The organism is Amycolatopsis plumensis (assembly GCF_042652605.1).
Lineage (GTDB): Bacteria > Actinomycetota > Actinomycetes > Mycobacteriales > Pseudonocardiaceae > Amycolatopsis > Amycolatopsis plumensis.
Window position 1 is genome coordinate 1,407,498 of sequence record NZ_JBHSJY010000001.1, and the last position, 12,744, is coordinate 1,420,241.

Annotated in this window: 11 protein-coding genes; 3 read left to right on the top strand and 8 right to left on the bottom strand. The window is 71.9% G+C overall.

Annotated features, from left to right (window positions below; all coding sequences use genetic code 11):
• Positions 1-80: 80 nt before the first annotated feature.
• The gene (locus ACFPLC_RS06335) at positions 81-1,436 is read right to left on the bottom strand and encodes a phosphomannomutase/phosphoglucomutase (RefSeq protein WP_191315227.1); all 1,356 of its coding nucleotides are present in this window, start codon (positions 1,434-1,436) and stop codon (positions 81-83) included.
• Positions 1,437-1,516: 80 nt separating this feature from the next.
• Positions 1,517-1,870, bottom strand: coding sequence for a DUF3499 domain-containing protein (locus ACFPLC_RS06340; RefSeq protein WP_026468546.1), 354 nt, complete (start codon positions 1,868-1,870; stop codon positions 1,517-1,519).
• Positions 1,871-1,949: 79 nt separating this feature from the next.
• On the opposite strand from ACFPLC_RS06340, the gene ACFPLC_RS06345 reads away from it, so the two are divergent.
• Complete coding sequence (locus ACFPLC_RS06345) at positions 1,950-2,414, top strand: metallopeptidase family protein (protein WP_004559274.1); 465 nt, start codon at positions 1,950-1,952, stop codon at positions 2,412-2,414.
• 352 nt (positions 2,415-2,766) lie between these two features.
• Here ACFPLC_RS06345 and ACFPLC_RS06350 read toward each other — a convergent pair whose 3' ends face one another.
• Entirely contained in the window at positions 2,767-6,072 is a 3,306-nt protein-coding gene (locus ACFPLC_RS06350; RefSeq protein WP_378235727.1) for a glycosyltransferase, read from the bottom strand.
• A 198-nt stretch (positions 6,073-6,270) separates the two neighbouring features.
• A complete protein-coding gene (locus ACFPLC_RS06355) occupies positions 6,271-6,558 on the bottom strand; it encodes a WhiB family transcriptional regulator (protein ID WP_161790928.1) in 288 nt (95 codons plus the stop codon).
• 264 nt (positions 6,559-6,822) lie between these two features.
• Between ACFPLC_RS06355 and ACFPLC_RS06360 the strand changes: the two genes are divergently transcribed.
• Entirely contained in the window at positions 6,823-7,584 is a 762-nt protein-coding gene (locus ACFPLC_RS06360; RefSeq protein ID WP_378189079.1) for a site-2 protease family protein, read from the top strand.
• Positions 7,585-7,613: 29 nt separating this feature from the next.
• Here the strand turns inward: ACFPLC_RS06360 and ACFPLC_RS06365 are convergent, their stop codons facing one another.
• The 3 genes from ACFPLC_RS06365 to mshB are packed head-to-tail and all read right to left on the bottom strand — an operon-like array spanning position 7,614 to position 9,635.
• Positions 7,614-8,411, bottom strand: coding sequence for a hypothetical protein (locus tag ACFPLC_RS06365; RefSeq protein WP_378189007.1), 798 nt, complete (start codon positions 8,409-8,411; stop codon positions 7,614-7,616).
• Positions 8,404-8,796, bottom strand: a complete 393-nt coding sequence (locus tag ACFPLC_RS06370; protein WP_378189008.1) for a hypothetical protein — start codon at positions 8,794-8,796, stop codon at positions 8,404-8,406. The genes ACFPLC_RS06365 and ACFPLC_RS06370 overlap by 8 nt, the downstream gene beginning before the upstream one ends.
• Positions 8,793-9,635, bottom strand: coding sequence for an N-acetyl-1-D-myo-inositol-2-amino-2-deoxy-alpha-D-glucopyranoside deacetylase (mshB, locus tag ACFPLC_RS06375; protein ID WP_378189009.1), 843 nt, complete (start codon positions 9,633-9,635; stop codon positions 8,793-8,795). The genes ACFPLC_RS06370 and mshB overlap by 4 nt, the downstream gene beginning before the upstream one ends.
• 112 nt (positions 9,636-9,747) lie before the next feature.
• On the opposite strand from mshB, the gene ACFPLC_RS06380 reads away from it, so the two are divergent.
• Positions 9,748-11,529 carry an ABC transporter ATP-binding protein gene (locus tag ACFPLC_RS06380; RefSeq protein WP_378189010.1) on the top strand — a complete coding sequence of 594 codons (1,782 nt, stop codon included), beginning with the start codon at positions 9,748-9,750 and terminating at the stop codon, positions 11,527-11,529.
• A gap of 131 nt (positions 11,530-11,660) precedes the next feature.
• Here the strand turns inward: ACFPLC_RS06380 and ACFPLC_RS06385 are convergent, their stop codons facing one another.
• Complete coding sequence (locus tag ACFPLC_RS06385; RefSeq protein ID WP_378189012.1) at positions 11,661-12,677, bottom strand: ABC transporter permease; 1,017 nt, start codon at positions 12,675-12,677, stop codon at positions 11,661-11,663.
• Between the last annotated feature and the right edge of the window lie 67 nt (positions 12,678-12,744).

Here is a 12,744-nt window from a genome sequence, read left to right on the forward strand (position 1 = left end):
CTCCATACCACGCGAGAAGGTGTGATGAAGGGCACTTCAGGACACAGTTCGGCCCGCGGGCCGCCCTTCACCGTGGACTGTCAGTTGCGGATGATCGCGAGTACTTCGTCCACCAGCCCCTGCACGGCCTCGGCGTTCGCCGCCTCGACGTTCAGCCGGAGCAGCGGTTCGGTGTTCGACGGGCGCAGGTTGAACCAGGCGCCGCCCGGCAGCTGCACGGTCAGGCCGTCCAGCTCGTCGAGCTCGACCCCGGACCGGGTGCCGAAGGCGTCCTTGACGGCCATCATCTTCGCGACCTGGTCGTCGACCGTGGAGTTGATCTCCCCGGAGGCCGCGTAGCGCGAGTACGCGCTGGTCAGCTCGCTCAGCGGGCCGGTCTGCTCGCCGAGCGCGGCGAGGACGTGCAGCGCCGCCAGCATGCCGGTGTCGGCGCGCCAGAAGTCGCGGAAGTAGTAGTGCGCGGAGTGCTCGCCGCCGAAGATGGCGCCGGTGCGGGCCATCTCGGCCTTGATGAACGAGTGGCCGACGCGGGTGCGGACCGGCTTGCCGCCGTGCTCGGCGACGATCTCCGGGACGCCCTTGGACGTGATCAGGTTGTGGATGATCGTGCCGCCCGGGTCCTTGGCCAGCTCGCGGACGGCGACCAGCGCGGTGATCGCGCTCGGCGAAACCGGCTCGCCGCGCTCGTCGACGATGAAGCAGCGGTCGGCGTCGCCGTCGAAGGCGATGCCGGCGTCCGCGCCGACCTCGCGCACCTTCGCCTGCAGGTCGACGATGTTCGCCGGGTCGAGCGGGTTGGCCTCGTGGTTCGGGAAGGTGCCGTCGAGCTCGAAGTACATCGGCACGACGTCGATGGGCAGCCCCTCGAAGACGGTCGGGACGGTGTGGCCGCCCATGCCGTTCCCGGCGTCGACCACGATCTTCAGCGGCCGGCTGCCGGACAGGTCCACGAGGTTGCGCAGGTAGGCGGCGTAGTCGGCGAGGACGTCCCGCTCGGTCACCGAGCCGCGCTGGCCCTCGAACTCCGGCACGCCCTGCTCGACCGTGTCGCGGATCTCGGCCAGCCCGGTGTCCTGGCCGACCGGCGACGCGCCCGCGCGGCACATCTTGATGCCGTTGTACTTGGCCGGGTTGTGGCTGGCGGTGAACATCGCGCCCGGCAGGTTCAGCGAACCGGAGGCGAAGTACAGCTGGTCGGTGCTGGCCAGCCCGATGCTCACCACGTCGAGGCCCTGCGAGGTGACACCCTCGGCGAAGGCGGTGGCCAGCCCCGGCGAGGAGTCGCGCATGTCGTGGCCGATCACCACCGAGGGCGCTTCCGGCTTGATGAGCAGGGCGAACGCGGCGCCGAAGTCGCGGACGAGGTCCGCGTCGAGCTGCTCGCCGACCACGCCGCGAATGTCGTAGGCCTTCACGATGCCCGAAAGGTCTGGCACGCCGTCTCCCCGCGAATAGTCGTCCCGGCGCCCGCTGCGCCGCGCGGAAAGCCTACCGGCGGGGTGAGAGGGTTACGCGTTCAGGCGCGGCCGGGGAGGACCCGCAGGTGGCCGCGGCGCCCGGACGGCCCCTCCGGCTCGGGCGCGGGAGCCGGTTTTCCGGGGCGGCCGGCCTCGCGCACGGCCTCGGCCAGCGCGGTCAGTTCATCGGCCGACGGATCCGGCGCGGCGAAGGCGCCCTCGTGCCGGACGACTTCCCAGCCCTTGGGGACGGTGAGCCGCAGCGCGTGGGCTTCACAGAGGTCGTACGAATGCGGCTCGGAGGCGGTGGCCAGCGGGCCGACGACGGCGGTGGAGTCGCTGTACGCATACGTCAGCGTGGCCACAGCTGGCTCGAGACAGCCAGTACGCGAACACTTCCGTACGCTCCGCACGAAACGAAACGATAGCGCGTCGCCGCAAGCCTGGAGGAGCGACACGCGCTGGGACGTGCCGACCGCATAGACTTCGGGCGTGGCGACGGCACGTGATTACCGACAGCGGCGGCGCTCGCGGCGGGACCGGCACGGCCGGGGCCTGCGCGGGACGCTGTATCCGGCGACCCTGCCCGCTGCCGCGAGCCGCGCGGAGAGGTTCGACGCACTGGTGCTCGACGCACTGGAGCCGATCGAAGCCCGCTGGCGCCACGAGCTGACGAAGCTCGACGTGGCGGTCGACGACGTACCCGAGGTCCGCGAGAACGGCCACTCCCCGGCGGACGGCGTCCTGCACGACGGCGCGGTGCCGTTGTCCCGCCTGGTCCCGGCGGGGGTGGACCGGACGGGGTTGCCGACGCGAGCCAGGATCGTGCTGTACCGGCGGCCGCTGGAGGCCCGGGCGAAGGACCCGTCGGAGCTGGCCGAGCTGGTTCATGACGTGCTGGTGGAGCAGGTTGCCGGGTACCTGGGCGTGGAGCCGGACGTCATCGAGGGCGAGTAGGGCCGGGGGCGGCGGCGCAAGCCGGCCCACGATGTGATCGCGAATCGGCGGCCGGGAGCGCAAGGCGACCAGCGACGTCACCAGACCTGCCCAGCCGCGGCAGAAAGCAGCGTTCAAGCCCTGCCGCGGCAGTCTGCCGCGGCTAAAAAGAAAAAGATTGTCCTCGCCGGACGGGCAGGCTCTGGGATGACCCTTCCTCGCCGCTGTTGTCTCACGTTCCCGAGATGGGCCGCTGGGTGGTCATCCCGTCGCCTGAACGAGGCCTATCACTTTGAGCCGGGCCCGCAAGCTTGCGCTGTTATCCCGCGTTGACCTGTTGGTTGCGGGCCCGGCTCAAAGTGATTTGACGGCCTCAGGCGACGGGATGACCACCCTGCTCCTTCCTTGGGGCAAGCCCCCTTGGGCCGGGGACCGCCGTCAGGAGGGTGAACAGCACTGCCGCCAGTTGGGCCAGCAAGAGCAGGTTCCGCTCCGTTCCCGGGTACTCCACCGTCACCTCTGCCGATGTCGGGGGTACCGATACCGCTACCTGGTGGCCCCACGCCGGGACGATCGGGACCGGTTTGCCGGCCACCGTCGCCTTCCAGCCTGCCTCCTGCTCTGCCGCCAGCACCAGGAGCCTGCCGGTTGGGCCGTCGGACACCCTGACGCGCACGTCCGGCAGGTCGGCCCGGACCGGGGCCACGCCCGGCGAATTCCCGGGGGCGCCGCCGCCCGTGACCGCTGCTTTGGCCAGCTCCGGCGAGATCAAGATCACTCCTCCGGCCGGGGGCACCAGCCGGAGGACGCCGCGGCCGTCGGATGTCGGCGCCGCCACCGACAGCAAGTCCTTCGCCAGCGGGACGTACGCCTTCGGGTCGACTCCTGGGGGGAGGACCACGAACTGGACGCCCGCCGCCGCGGCCGCCGCGAGCGCGCCCTGGACCGCTGCCGCGTCGCCGCGGCCGAGGCTGACGCGCCACGACGTCAGGCGGGCCGGGGTGCCGGGGGTCGGGGCCAGCTCGTCGTCGCCGTAGTGCGGGAGGCGGCCGCCGAGCTGGCGGGTCGCGTCCGGGGCCAGGTCGAGCACCGACCGGCCGGACGCCGCCAGCTCGGCCGCCACCTCCGGAGCCAGCGAGGGCCGCGAACCGGCCCGCAGCGGGCCCTGCGACCCGACGACCAGCGCGCCCGCCGCCAGCGCCAGGAACACCGCCACCCCGGCCACCGCCATGACCTTCGGCAGCCACGCGGCCGGCACTCCGGCCGTGCCTCCGCGCTGCCACGAACCGAGCACCACCCACAGCAGCCCGGCGCCGACGATCAGCAGCGGCACGCCCGCGTAGCCGTGCGACGGCGTGCCGCCCTGCAGCGGGGGTGCCGTCACCAGCCGCACCAGCACCAGCCCGGCCGCGCCCAGCGCCGCGAGCGCGACCCCGCCGGCGGCGAGCTTCGTCGGCCGGACGACCACGGCCACCAGCGCCGCGGCGATCACCGCGACGCCGAGCGGCCAGGCGCCCGGCCCGCCCGGGTCGAGCCCGGCGAGATCCGTGCCGGAAACGGGCGCGGCCGCCCCGCCGAGCCCCTGCACGAGCAGTTCCGGGTGCTTGAGCAGCACGGTCGGCCACGGCAGCAGCAGCGCCAGCGGCAGCAGCACCACGATCCCGACCGACGCGATCCGGCGGGCCAGCCCGGTCGGCGCGGGCAGCACGACGAACCCGATCAGCAGCCCGGCGAGCGCGAGCCCGTGCGCCAGCGGCGAAAACGCGCCGAGCAGCGCCACCCCGAACGCCGAGAGCGCCGACACGTGCAGCCAGCGCGTGTCCGCGTGCACGAGCAGCCCGGCGATGCCCGCGGCCACCAGCGGCAGCACGAGGTGCACCACGACGACGTCGAGCCGGCCCTGCGCCACGCCGGCGGTCGCGGCCGGCAGGAGCGCGTAGGTCGCCGCGACGACCGCGCGGACCCAGCGGCGCACGCGAAGCCGCCTCGTCGCCGCGTACGCGCTCAGCGCCGCGAGCGGGATGTCGCCGATGAGGAGGATCGCCACCAGCGCGGCCGGGCCGCCGATCGGCGCGAACACCGCGCCGAGCGTGCCGAGCACCGGCAGGGTGGCCGACGCCGGCGCGCCGGTGCCGCCCGCGATCGCGTGCCACGGCGTCAGGTACGACGTCCAGAGCTCCCCCAGCCCGCCGACCGGGAGCAGCTTGCCGCCGAAGAGGTCGAGGCCGAGCCGGGCGCGGTTGACGACCAGGCCGAGCGCGGTCAGCACGACGAGCAGGACCACGGGCGGCGCGAAGACCGTCGCCGCCAGCACCCGGCGGCGGTTCACCTCCACGAAGACGAGTTCGGACTCCGGCTCTTCGGCTTCGGAGGCGTCTCCGGCGGTGTCTTCGGCGTCTTCGGCGCGAGGCGCCGGGGTTTCCGGCAGCGCGACGGCGACGAGCGTGCCGGGACGGCGCAGCCCGGACCCGCGTGAGCTGACTCCGCGCAGCGCGCCCGCGGGCAGCGCGTCCGGGCCGACCGGACGGTGGTCGCGGGCGTCGAGCGCTTCCGGCGTCACCCACGCCGACTCGGTCTCGACGGTCTCGGGTACCCGGCCGAGCGCGACGTCGTTCTCGACTCCGCGGCGCACCAGGCCGACGACTCCGGCGCGGACGGCGTTGCGCAGCCGGGTCCAGCGGCCGGTGAAGAGCCCGCGGACCGAGCCCGGCCGCGGATTCCGCCGCCGGTGGGCACGCGCGGCACGCAATCCGCCGCGTCCACTGAGGAGGTACGCGGCGGCGGCCAGCTCGGACCGGGCTTCCCCGGTGCGGCGCAGCAGGACGAAGGCCAGCGCGCGCAGCACCGCGAGCAGCGGGAGCCGGATCATGCCGAGCCAGAAGGAAAACGGCGTGCAGTTCACCAGGAACACGCGCAGCCCGTGGGCGCGGTTCGCGGCGGCCACCGGGCCGGGGAGCGCGTCCGCCGTCCGCCGTCCCGTGGTGACGGCGCGGGCGTGCCGCACGCGGGCGAGCGGCACGGACAGGACCACGCCGCCGGCCGCGTTCGCGCGCCAGCCGAAGTCGAGATCCTCGCGCAGCAACGGGAAATCCGGGTCGAAGCCGCCGAGGGAGTCCCAGGCGTCGCGGCGCACGAGCGAGCCGGCGCTGGGCACAGCGAGCACTTCCAGGGGGTCCTCGGCGGTGGTGGCGACCTGCTGGCGGTGCCCGGCGGCGTCGGTGGACAGGCCGGCTTCGACGATCAGCCGCGGATCGGTCCAGTCGAGGCCGAGCGCGCCGAGCACGGTGGCCGACGGTTCCTTCGTGGCGGTGTGGAGCAGCTGCTCGAGGCAGTCGGGTTCCGGCGCGCAGTCGTCGTGCAGCAGCCACAGCCAGGAACCGGGGTCGCCCCAGCGTTCGGTGGCGTGCCCGACGGCTTCGGCGACCGCGGCCGCGAAGCCGGTCTCACTCGAGAGTGTGACGACCCCCGAGAGCACGGGAGAAGAATCCGGCCCGGGATCCGCGGCGGCTTCGGCGAGCAGCCGCGGGGTCGCGTCGGTGGAGCCGGTGTCCACGGCGAGCACGTGCCGGGGCCGGACGCTGCTGCGGCGCAACGCGGAAAGCGCCAGCGGCAGCCAGTTTTCGCCGTTGTGACAGACCACAATGGCCAGAACGGGCGCGGTGCGCGAGACGGGGGGCAACGAACGCTCCAGATGAGGCGGGCAGTCGGTGCGGCCACCCTACGGCCCCGGCCCGTCACCCGATGGTGAGCCCACGCCGAGGCTTCACCAAAGGGAAATCGCCGGTGACACGAACATCACCGGCGATTTCCGCAGTTCCACTGTGTGGACGCGACGTCGACACGGGCCTCGCCACGCACGGGGCCCCGGGGACCCGCTTCAGACAGCTCGCTTCTTCAGCTTGCGGCGCTCCCGCTCGGACAGACCGCCCCAGATGCCGAAGCGCTCGTCGTGGGCCAATGCGTACTCAAGGCACTCGTCCTTGACCTCGCAGCCCAGGCAGATCCGCTTGGCTTCGCGGGTGGAACCGCCCTTCTCGGGGAAGAACGCCTCCGGGTCCGTCTGCGCGCACAGGGCGCGTTCCTGCCAATCCTGCTCTTCTTCGGTGGCATCGATGAGCTCGGTGAGATCTCCCAGAGCCTGCTCCGGGATCTCGCCCCAACTCATGACGTGCCCCCATTCCTTCCCATCGGCTTCCAACCGCACGTCCGCCTCCTCGCTCCCTAGCACTCCCCAGGCTGGCGGTGGTGAAACGACACTCGCCGTCCCCTCTCGGCGGCGAATGACATCACTGTGATTACACCCGTGTAGTGCGGTCAGGTCAAGCGGAGTAGCGAGTTCGGGGGACGTTCCGGCCCGATCGCGCAAGGGGACACGCCGGTAACTTCACACCGGGCATACGGAAGACTGGAGCACGTGCAGAAGTCAGCAGTGCGCCCCAGCCCGGTCTTCCTCGGCATCCTCGCGCTCACCGTCGCCGGTGGCGCCATGGCCGCGTTCGGTGACGTCAACACCGTTTTCGTCCGCGACCGCGACCCGCTGCTCATCGCCGGCGTGGTGATCTTCGTCGCCGCCGGCTGGGTGGCGTCGCTGTCGCTGCACGAGTTCGGGCACGCGATGGTCGCCTACCGCGGCGGCGACTACAGCGTCGCCCACAAGGGTTACCTGACGCTCGACGTGCGGAAGTACACCGATCCCGTCCTGTCGATCATCCTGCCGTTGATCTTCCTCATTATCGGCGGCATCCCGCTGCCGGGCGGCGCGGTGTGGATCAACCGCGGCGCGCTGCGCTCGCGCGGGACGTCTTCGTGGGTTTCGCTGGCCGGGCCGCTGAGCAACCTCGCGGTCGGTGCGGCGCTGGCGCTGGTGGTCGCGGTGGTCCCGATGGCGGGCGGCCTCGCCATCGCGATCTCCTACCTGACCCTCCTGCAGGTCCTGACCTTCCTCTTGAACATCCTCCCCATTCCCGGCCTCGACGGCTGGGGCGCGCTCGAGCCGTACCTGCCGCCGCGGGCCCGAGAACTGGGCGCGCAGGTCCGCCCGTGGGCACCGATCATCCTGTTCGCGATCCTGTGGTTCTTCGACCCGGCGCGGGACGCCCTCTGGGCCGGCGCGGACTGGATCTACGACGCGTTCGGCGGTTCCCGGCGGCTCGCCGTCTTCGGCAACTCGGTCTTCCAGTTCTGGCGCTGAGGTTTGGGATCGGCGCCGCGCGGGAATGATCAGCGCGGTGCCGTGGCGGGTGGCGCGTGCTCGGTGAGCCAGCCGTGCGCGCGCTTCCACACCACGCGCAGCCCCGACCGCTCCCCGAGGTAGTCGCCCGCCGCACCGACGACCGGGAGCATGCCGAGCGCGCGGTGGAACAGGTTGCCGCGAGGGCGCTTCTCCAGTTCCCCGGTGATGCCCAGCAAGCCGCGGCCCAGCCGCCACAGCGTCCGGCCGGCCGCCTTCACCGTGGCCTTGCCGTGCTTCTTCTCCGACTCCCTCAGTTCTTCGGTCAGCTTCGCCGCTTCGTCCGCCTCCGCGGCTTCGTCGTGCTCCGCGTGCTTGCCCGCCGCGAGGTCGGGATCGATGGCGCGCTCGAAGAGCACCCACGCGATGAGCCGCACCCGCGTTCCGACGTCGGTCACCCCGTACTCGCCCGCGATCGCGCACAGCAACAGGCCTTGGGACGCCGCACCGAGGGCGTCCTGCACCGGCAGCCGGTCGGCCAGCGCGCCACCCAGCCCGGGGATCGACGTCAGCAGCGCGGTGAAGCGGCCGACGCGGTTCATCCACCAGCTCGACCGGTCGTAGCCCGTCATCCGCGCCCACGCCGCCGTGCCCGGCACCTTCACCGACGTGACGCCGTGGATCAGCTTCGCCTTCAGCCCGGACTCGACCTCGGCCAGGTCCTCGGCCGCCCGCGCCTGCAGGCCGAACGGATCGGACTCGCGCAGCGCGTCCAGCATCGGCCCGCACGCACGCACGAACGGCCGCAGCACGGCCACGACCTGCCGGTCGGAGATCGTCTCACCCACGTCCCGGTCCCCTTCCCGCCGGCCGGCGCGGCGCGCCGCCCAGCACCATCGCGCCCGGCAGCGCGCTCGCGCCGAGCAGCAGCAACGCCCGCCAGTCCTGGATCAGCACCAGGTCACCGCCCGGGCCCAGCATGCCGACCCCGAACACGACGAGCACCCACACCGCGAGGGGTACCCAGGAAAGCCCGGGCCGCACCAGCTTCGCCGTGGTCCACACCAGCCACGGCGTGGTGACGGCGCCCACGAGCACCGTCACCGGCAGCGGGACCACGCCGATCCGCAGCGGCAGGAAGAACAGTTCCAGCAGGGCCAGCAGCACCGTGTCGACGGCGAGCAGCGCGAGCAGCAGCCCCTGTTCGAGCGTAAGCCGCTCCTCCACGGTCACAGCCCGCCGAACAGGTCGTCCGCCGCGCCCTCGGCCGGGCCGTGGGCCAGCACGAAGCAGTCCTTCGCGGGGATCGGCTGAGCGATCTCGTTCGTCAGCGCGAAGTACGGGACGTCACCCTCGACCACGTCCAGCTGCGTCGCGTGCGCACGCAGGGCCGCCAGCTTCGCCGGGACGTACGCGGCGACGTCGAGCACCGTGGTGATCTCCTCGTCGGGTGTCGCGGGCAGCTCGTCGTCCTCCGGCACGCGGTAGCGGGTCTCGCCCGCACGCAGCGCGGCCAGCCCGGCACGCACCGCGCTCTCCGACGTCACCGTGTGGAACACCCGCGCCACCGAAGCGGCCCCGGCCGCCGCCGCCATCGTGATCTCGTGGGCGCGGATGTGGTCGGGGTGGCCGTAGCCGCCGAAGGCGTCATAAGTCACGACGACCTGGGGCCGGACCTCGTCGAGGAGCTCCGCCAGCTGCGCGGCCTGCTCCTCGGCGCTGCCCCCGGTGAACGCCCGCGGGTGCGACGCCGACGGCGTGCCCGCCATGCCCGAATCGCGCCACCGGCCGATGCCGCCCAGGAAACGGTGCCGCGACACCCCCAGCGCGGCGCAGGCGGCCTTCAGCTCGGCGACGCGGTAGCCGCCCAGCTGGTCGGCGGCCCAGGCGCCCAGCCCGGCGAGCTCGGGCAGGCCGGCCATGATCTCGCCTTCCTCACCCAGCGTGCAGGTCACCACGGTCACCTCGGCGCCTTCCGCGGCGTATCGTGCGATCGAGGCGCCGGTGGTGATGCTTTCGTCGTCGGGATGGGCGTGGACGAACAGCAGCCTTCGCGATACCGGGGAGATCACGGGTTGAGCGTAATTCCCGTGCTCCGACCTTCGTCGGGGACACCCTCGGTTATCCTCGCGCGAGTCGCGACCGCCGCGTCGTGACGGTCTGTACCCCCACGAAGGGCATCTGGTGAGCACTGAAGCAACTTCGGCGGACGTCGCCGGCGTGTCAGGATCGGTCCTGTCCATTTCCGACCTCAGCGTGTCGTTCCAGACCGAGGACGGCGTCGTGAACGCCGTCAAGGGCATCGGGTTCGACGTGCAGCCCGGCGAGATCGTGGCCGTGGTCGGGGAGTCCGGGTCCGGCAAGTCCGTCACGTCGATGTCGGTGCTGGGCCTGCTGCCCAAGACCAGCCGGATCGCCGGTGAGCTGCGCCTCGGCGAGCGCAACCTGGCGGATCTCAAAGAGAAGGACATGCAGAAGATCCGCGGCAACCAGGTCGCGATGATCTTCCAGGAGCCGATGACGGCGCTGAACCCGGTCTACACGGTCGGCTGGCAGCTGCGCGAGGCCCTGCGGTCCCACCTCGACATCGCCAAGGACGCCGCCGACAAGCGGGCGGTCGAGCTGCTCGACATGGTCGGCATCCCGAACCCCGAGCTGCGGTTCAAGCAGTACCCGCACCAGCTCTCGGGCGGCCTGCGCCAGCGCGTCGTCATCGCCATGGCGATCGCCTGCGACCCGAAGGTCATCATCGCCGACGAGCCGACCACGGCGCTCGACGTCACGGTCCAGGCGGAGATCCTCGGCCTGCTGCGCAAGCTGCGCGACACCCTGGACACGGCGATCGTGCTGATCACCCACGACATGGGCGTCGTCGCCGACATGGCCGACCGCGTCATCGTGATGTACCAGGGCGAGATCGTCGAAGAGGCGCCGGTGCGCGAGCTGTTCGCGTCGCCGAAGGAGGACTACACCCGGCGGCTGCTCGCCGCGGTGCCGGTGCTCGGCCAGCGCCCCGAGGGCCGCCGTCTCCTGGAGGACTCCGGGATCGCCGGCGACAGCACCGAGGCGGCCAGGATCGCCGAGGAGATCCGGCTGGCCGACAAGGAGCTCGAGGCCGTCATCGAGGAGGCCGCGCCGGCCCTCGAGATCAAGAACCTCGTGCTCGAGTACCCGGGCCGCCGCGGCCAGGCCAAGAACCGCGCGGTCGACGACGTCTCGCTGACCATCGCCAAGGGCGAGATCGTCGGCCTGGTGGGCGAGTCGGGCTCGGGCAAGTCGACGGTCGGCCGCTGCGCCATCCGCCTGCTCGACCCGACCGAGGGCACGGTGTCCATCGCGGGCAAGGACATCACGAAGATGTCGGCGAAGGAGCTTCGCCCGCTTCGCCGGTACTTCTCGATCGTGTTCCAGGACCCGGCGTCGACGCTGGACCCGAAGATGACGATCGGCGAGTCGATCGCCGAGCCGATGGTGCTGCACAAGGTGCTCGCCGGTAAGGAGCTGTCGGCGCGGGTCCGGTCGCTGCTCGACAAGGTCGAGCTGGGCGGGCACTACATGAACCGCTACCCGCACGAGCTGTCCGGCGGCCAGCGCCAGCGCGTGGCGATCGCCCGGGCGCTGTCGCTCGACCCGGCGCTGCTGATCGCGGACGAGCCGACGTCGGCGTTGGACGTGTCGGTGCAGGCCCGCGTCCTGGACCTGTTCCTCGACCTGCAGCAGTCGCTGCAGTTCGCGTGCCTGTTCATCAGCCACGACCTGGCCGTGGTCGACCTGCTGGCCGACCGCGTCGCGGTGATGCAGCACGGCAAGCTCGTCGAGGTCGGCACCCGCGACCAGGTGCTGCACTCGCCGCAGCAGGAGTACACGAAGCGCCTGCTGTCGGCGGCCCCGGTCGCGGACCCGGTGCTGCAGGCCGAGCGCCGCGCGGCCTGGGAGGCCGGCCGGCTGGCCCCGGTGGCCGACTGACGTCCTGACCGTCGAAGGGCCCGCACCCGGCTGGGATGCGGGCCCTTCGCCGTGTCTGGAGGGGTCTGACGCGTGCTCAGGCGGGCATCATGCGTGTCTGGAGGGGCATCACGCGTGATCGGAGGGGCATCTCAGCCGACGCGGATGCGGGGGTCGAGGATGCCGTAGAGGAGGTCTGCGACCAGGTTGGCGATGACCACGCTGGCCGCGATCACGACCAGCCAGCCCATCAGGACCTGGGGGTCGTTCTTGTTGACCGCCTCCACCAGCAGCGTGCCCATGCCGTGCCAGTTGAAGACCGTCTCGGTGATGATCGCGCCCGTCACCGTGGCGCCGAAGTTGACCGAGAACAGCGTCATCACCGGGATCAGCGCGTTGCGGAACGCGTGGCGCCAGATCACGCGGCTGTTCGAGACGCCCTTGGCGCGCGCTGTGCGCACGTAATCGGCCCCGAGGACCTCCAGCATCGACGCCCGCTGGAACCGGCTGTACGCGGCGAACGTGATCGCCATGATCGACAGCGTGGGCAGCAGGAACGCGCCGACGTACTTCGCGAGCGCGTCGCCGACTCCGGTGGCCGAGAGGCTCTCCGGGCTCGTCGTCCGCAGCCACGGGTCGCCGAGGACGTCGGACAGGCCCAGGTCCCGGACCCAGATGTTGGCGCGGATCGCGTAGCCCTTGAGGACGATCGCCACGCAGAAGATGGGCATCGAGAACATCAGGAACGCCAGCGTCGTGGCCAGGTAGTCCCAGATCGAGTACTGCTTGACGGCGGCGAGGACACCCACCAGGACGCCGAAGACCAGGGCCAGCACCGACGCCGCCAGCACCAGTTCCAGCGTCACCTTGAACGCGGCCATCACCTTCGGCTGCACCGGGGCGAACGCGTTGCCCTGCGCGATCGAGATGCCCCAGTCGCCGGTCAGGAAGTGCCCCAGCCAGGTGAAGTAGCGGGCGACGACGCTCTGGTCCAGGCCGAGCTTCTGCTCGGTCTCGGCGATCGCCGCCGCGCTGATCCCCGGCTTGCTGCGGATTTCGCCGAGCGGGTCGCCGGTGTTGGCCACCATGACGAAACACAGGAACGTGCCCACCAGCAGGACCGGGATGGAGATGGCCAGCCGGCGCAGCACGTACAGCACGAGATTCATCCGAAACCCCCAGGTCCGGCGATCACCCTGCGCGGAAACGGACGCGGGGGCGACCGGAACCGGTCAC

Excerpts from the sequence above, each read along its gene's own strand:
- ACFPLC_RS06355 (WP_161790928.1), bottom strand. The coding sequence starts at position 6,558 with ATGAGTTGGGGCGAGATCCCGGAGCAGGCTCTGGGAGATCTCACCGAG.
- ACFPLC_RS06385 (WP_378189012.1), bottom strand. The coding sequence starts at position 12,677 with ATGAATCTCGTGCTGTACGTGCTGCGCCGGCTGGCCATCTCCATCCCG.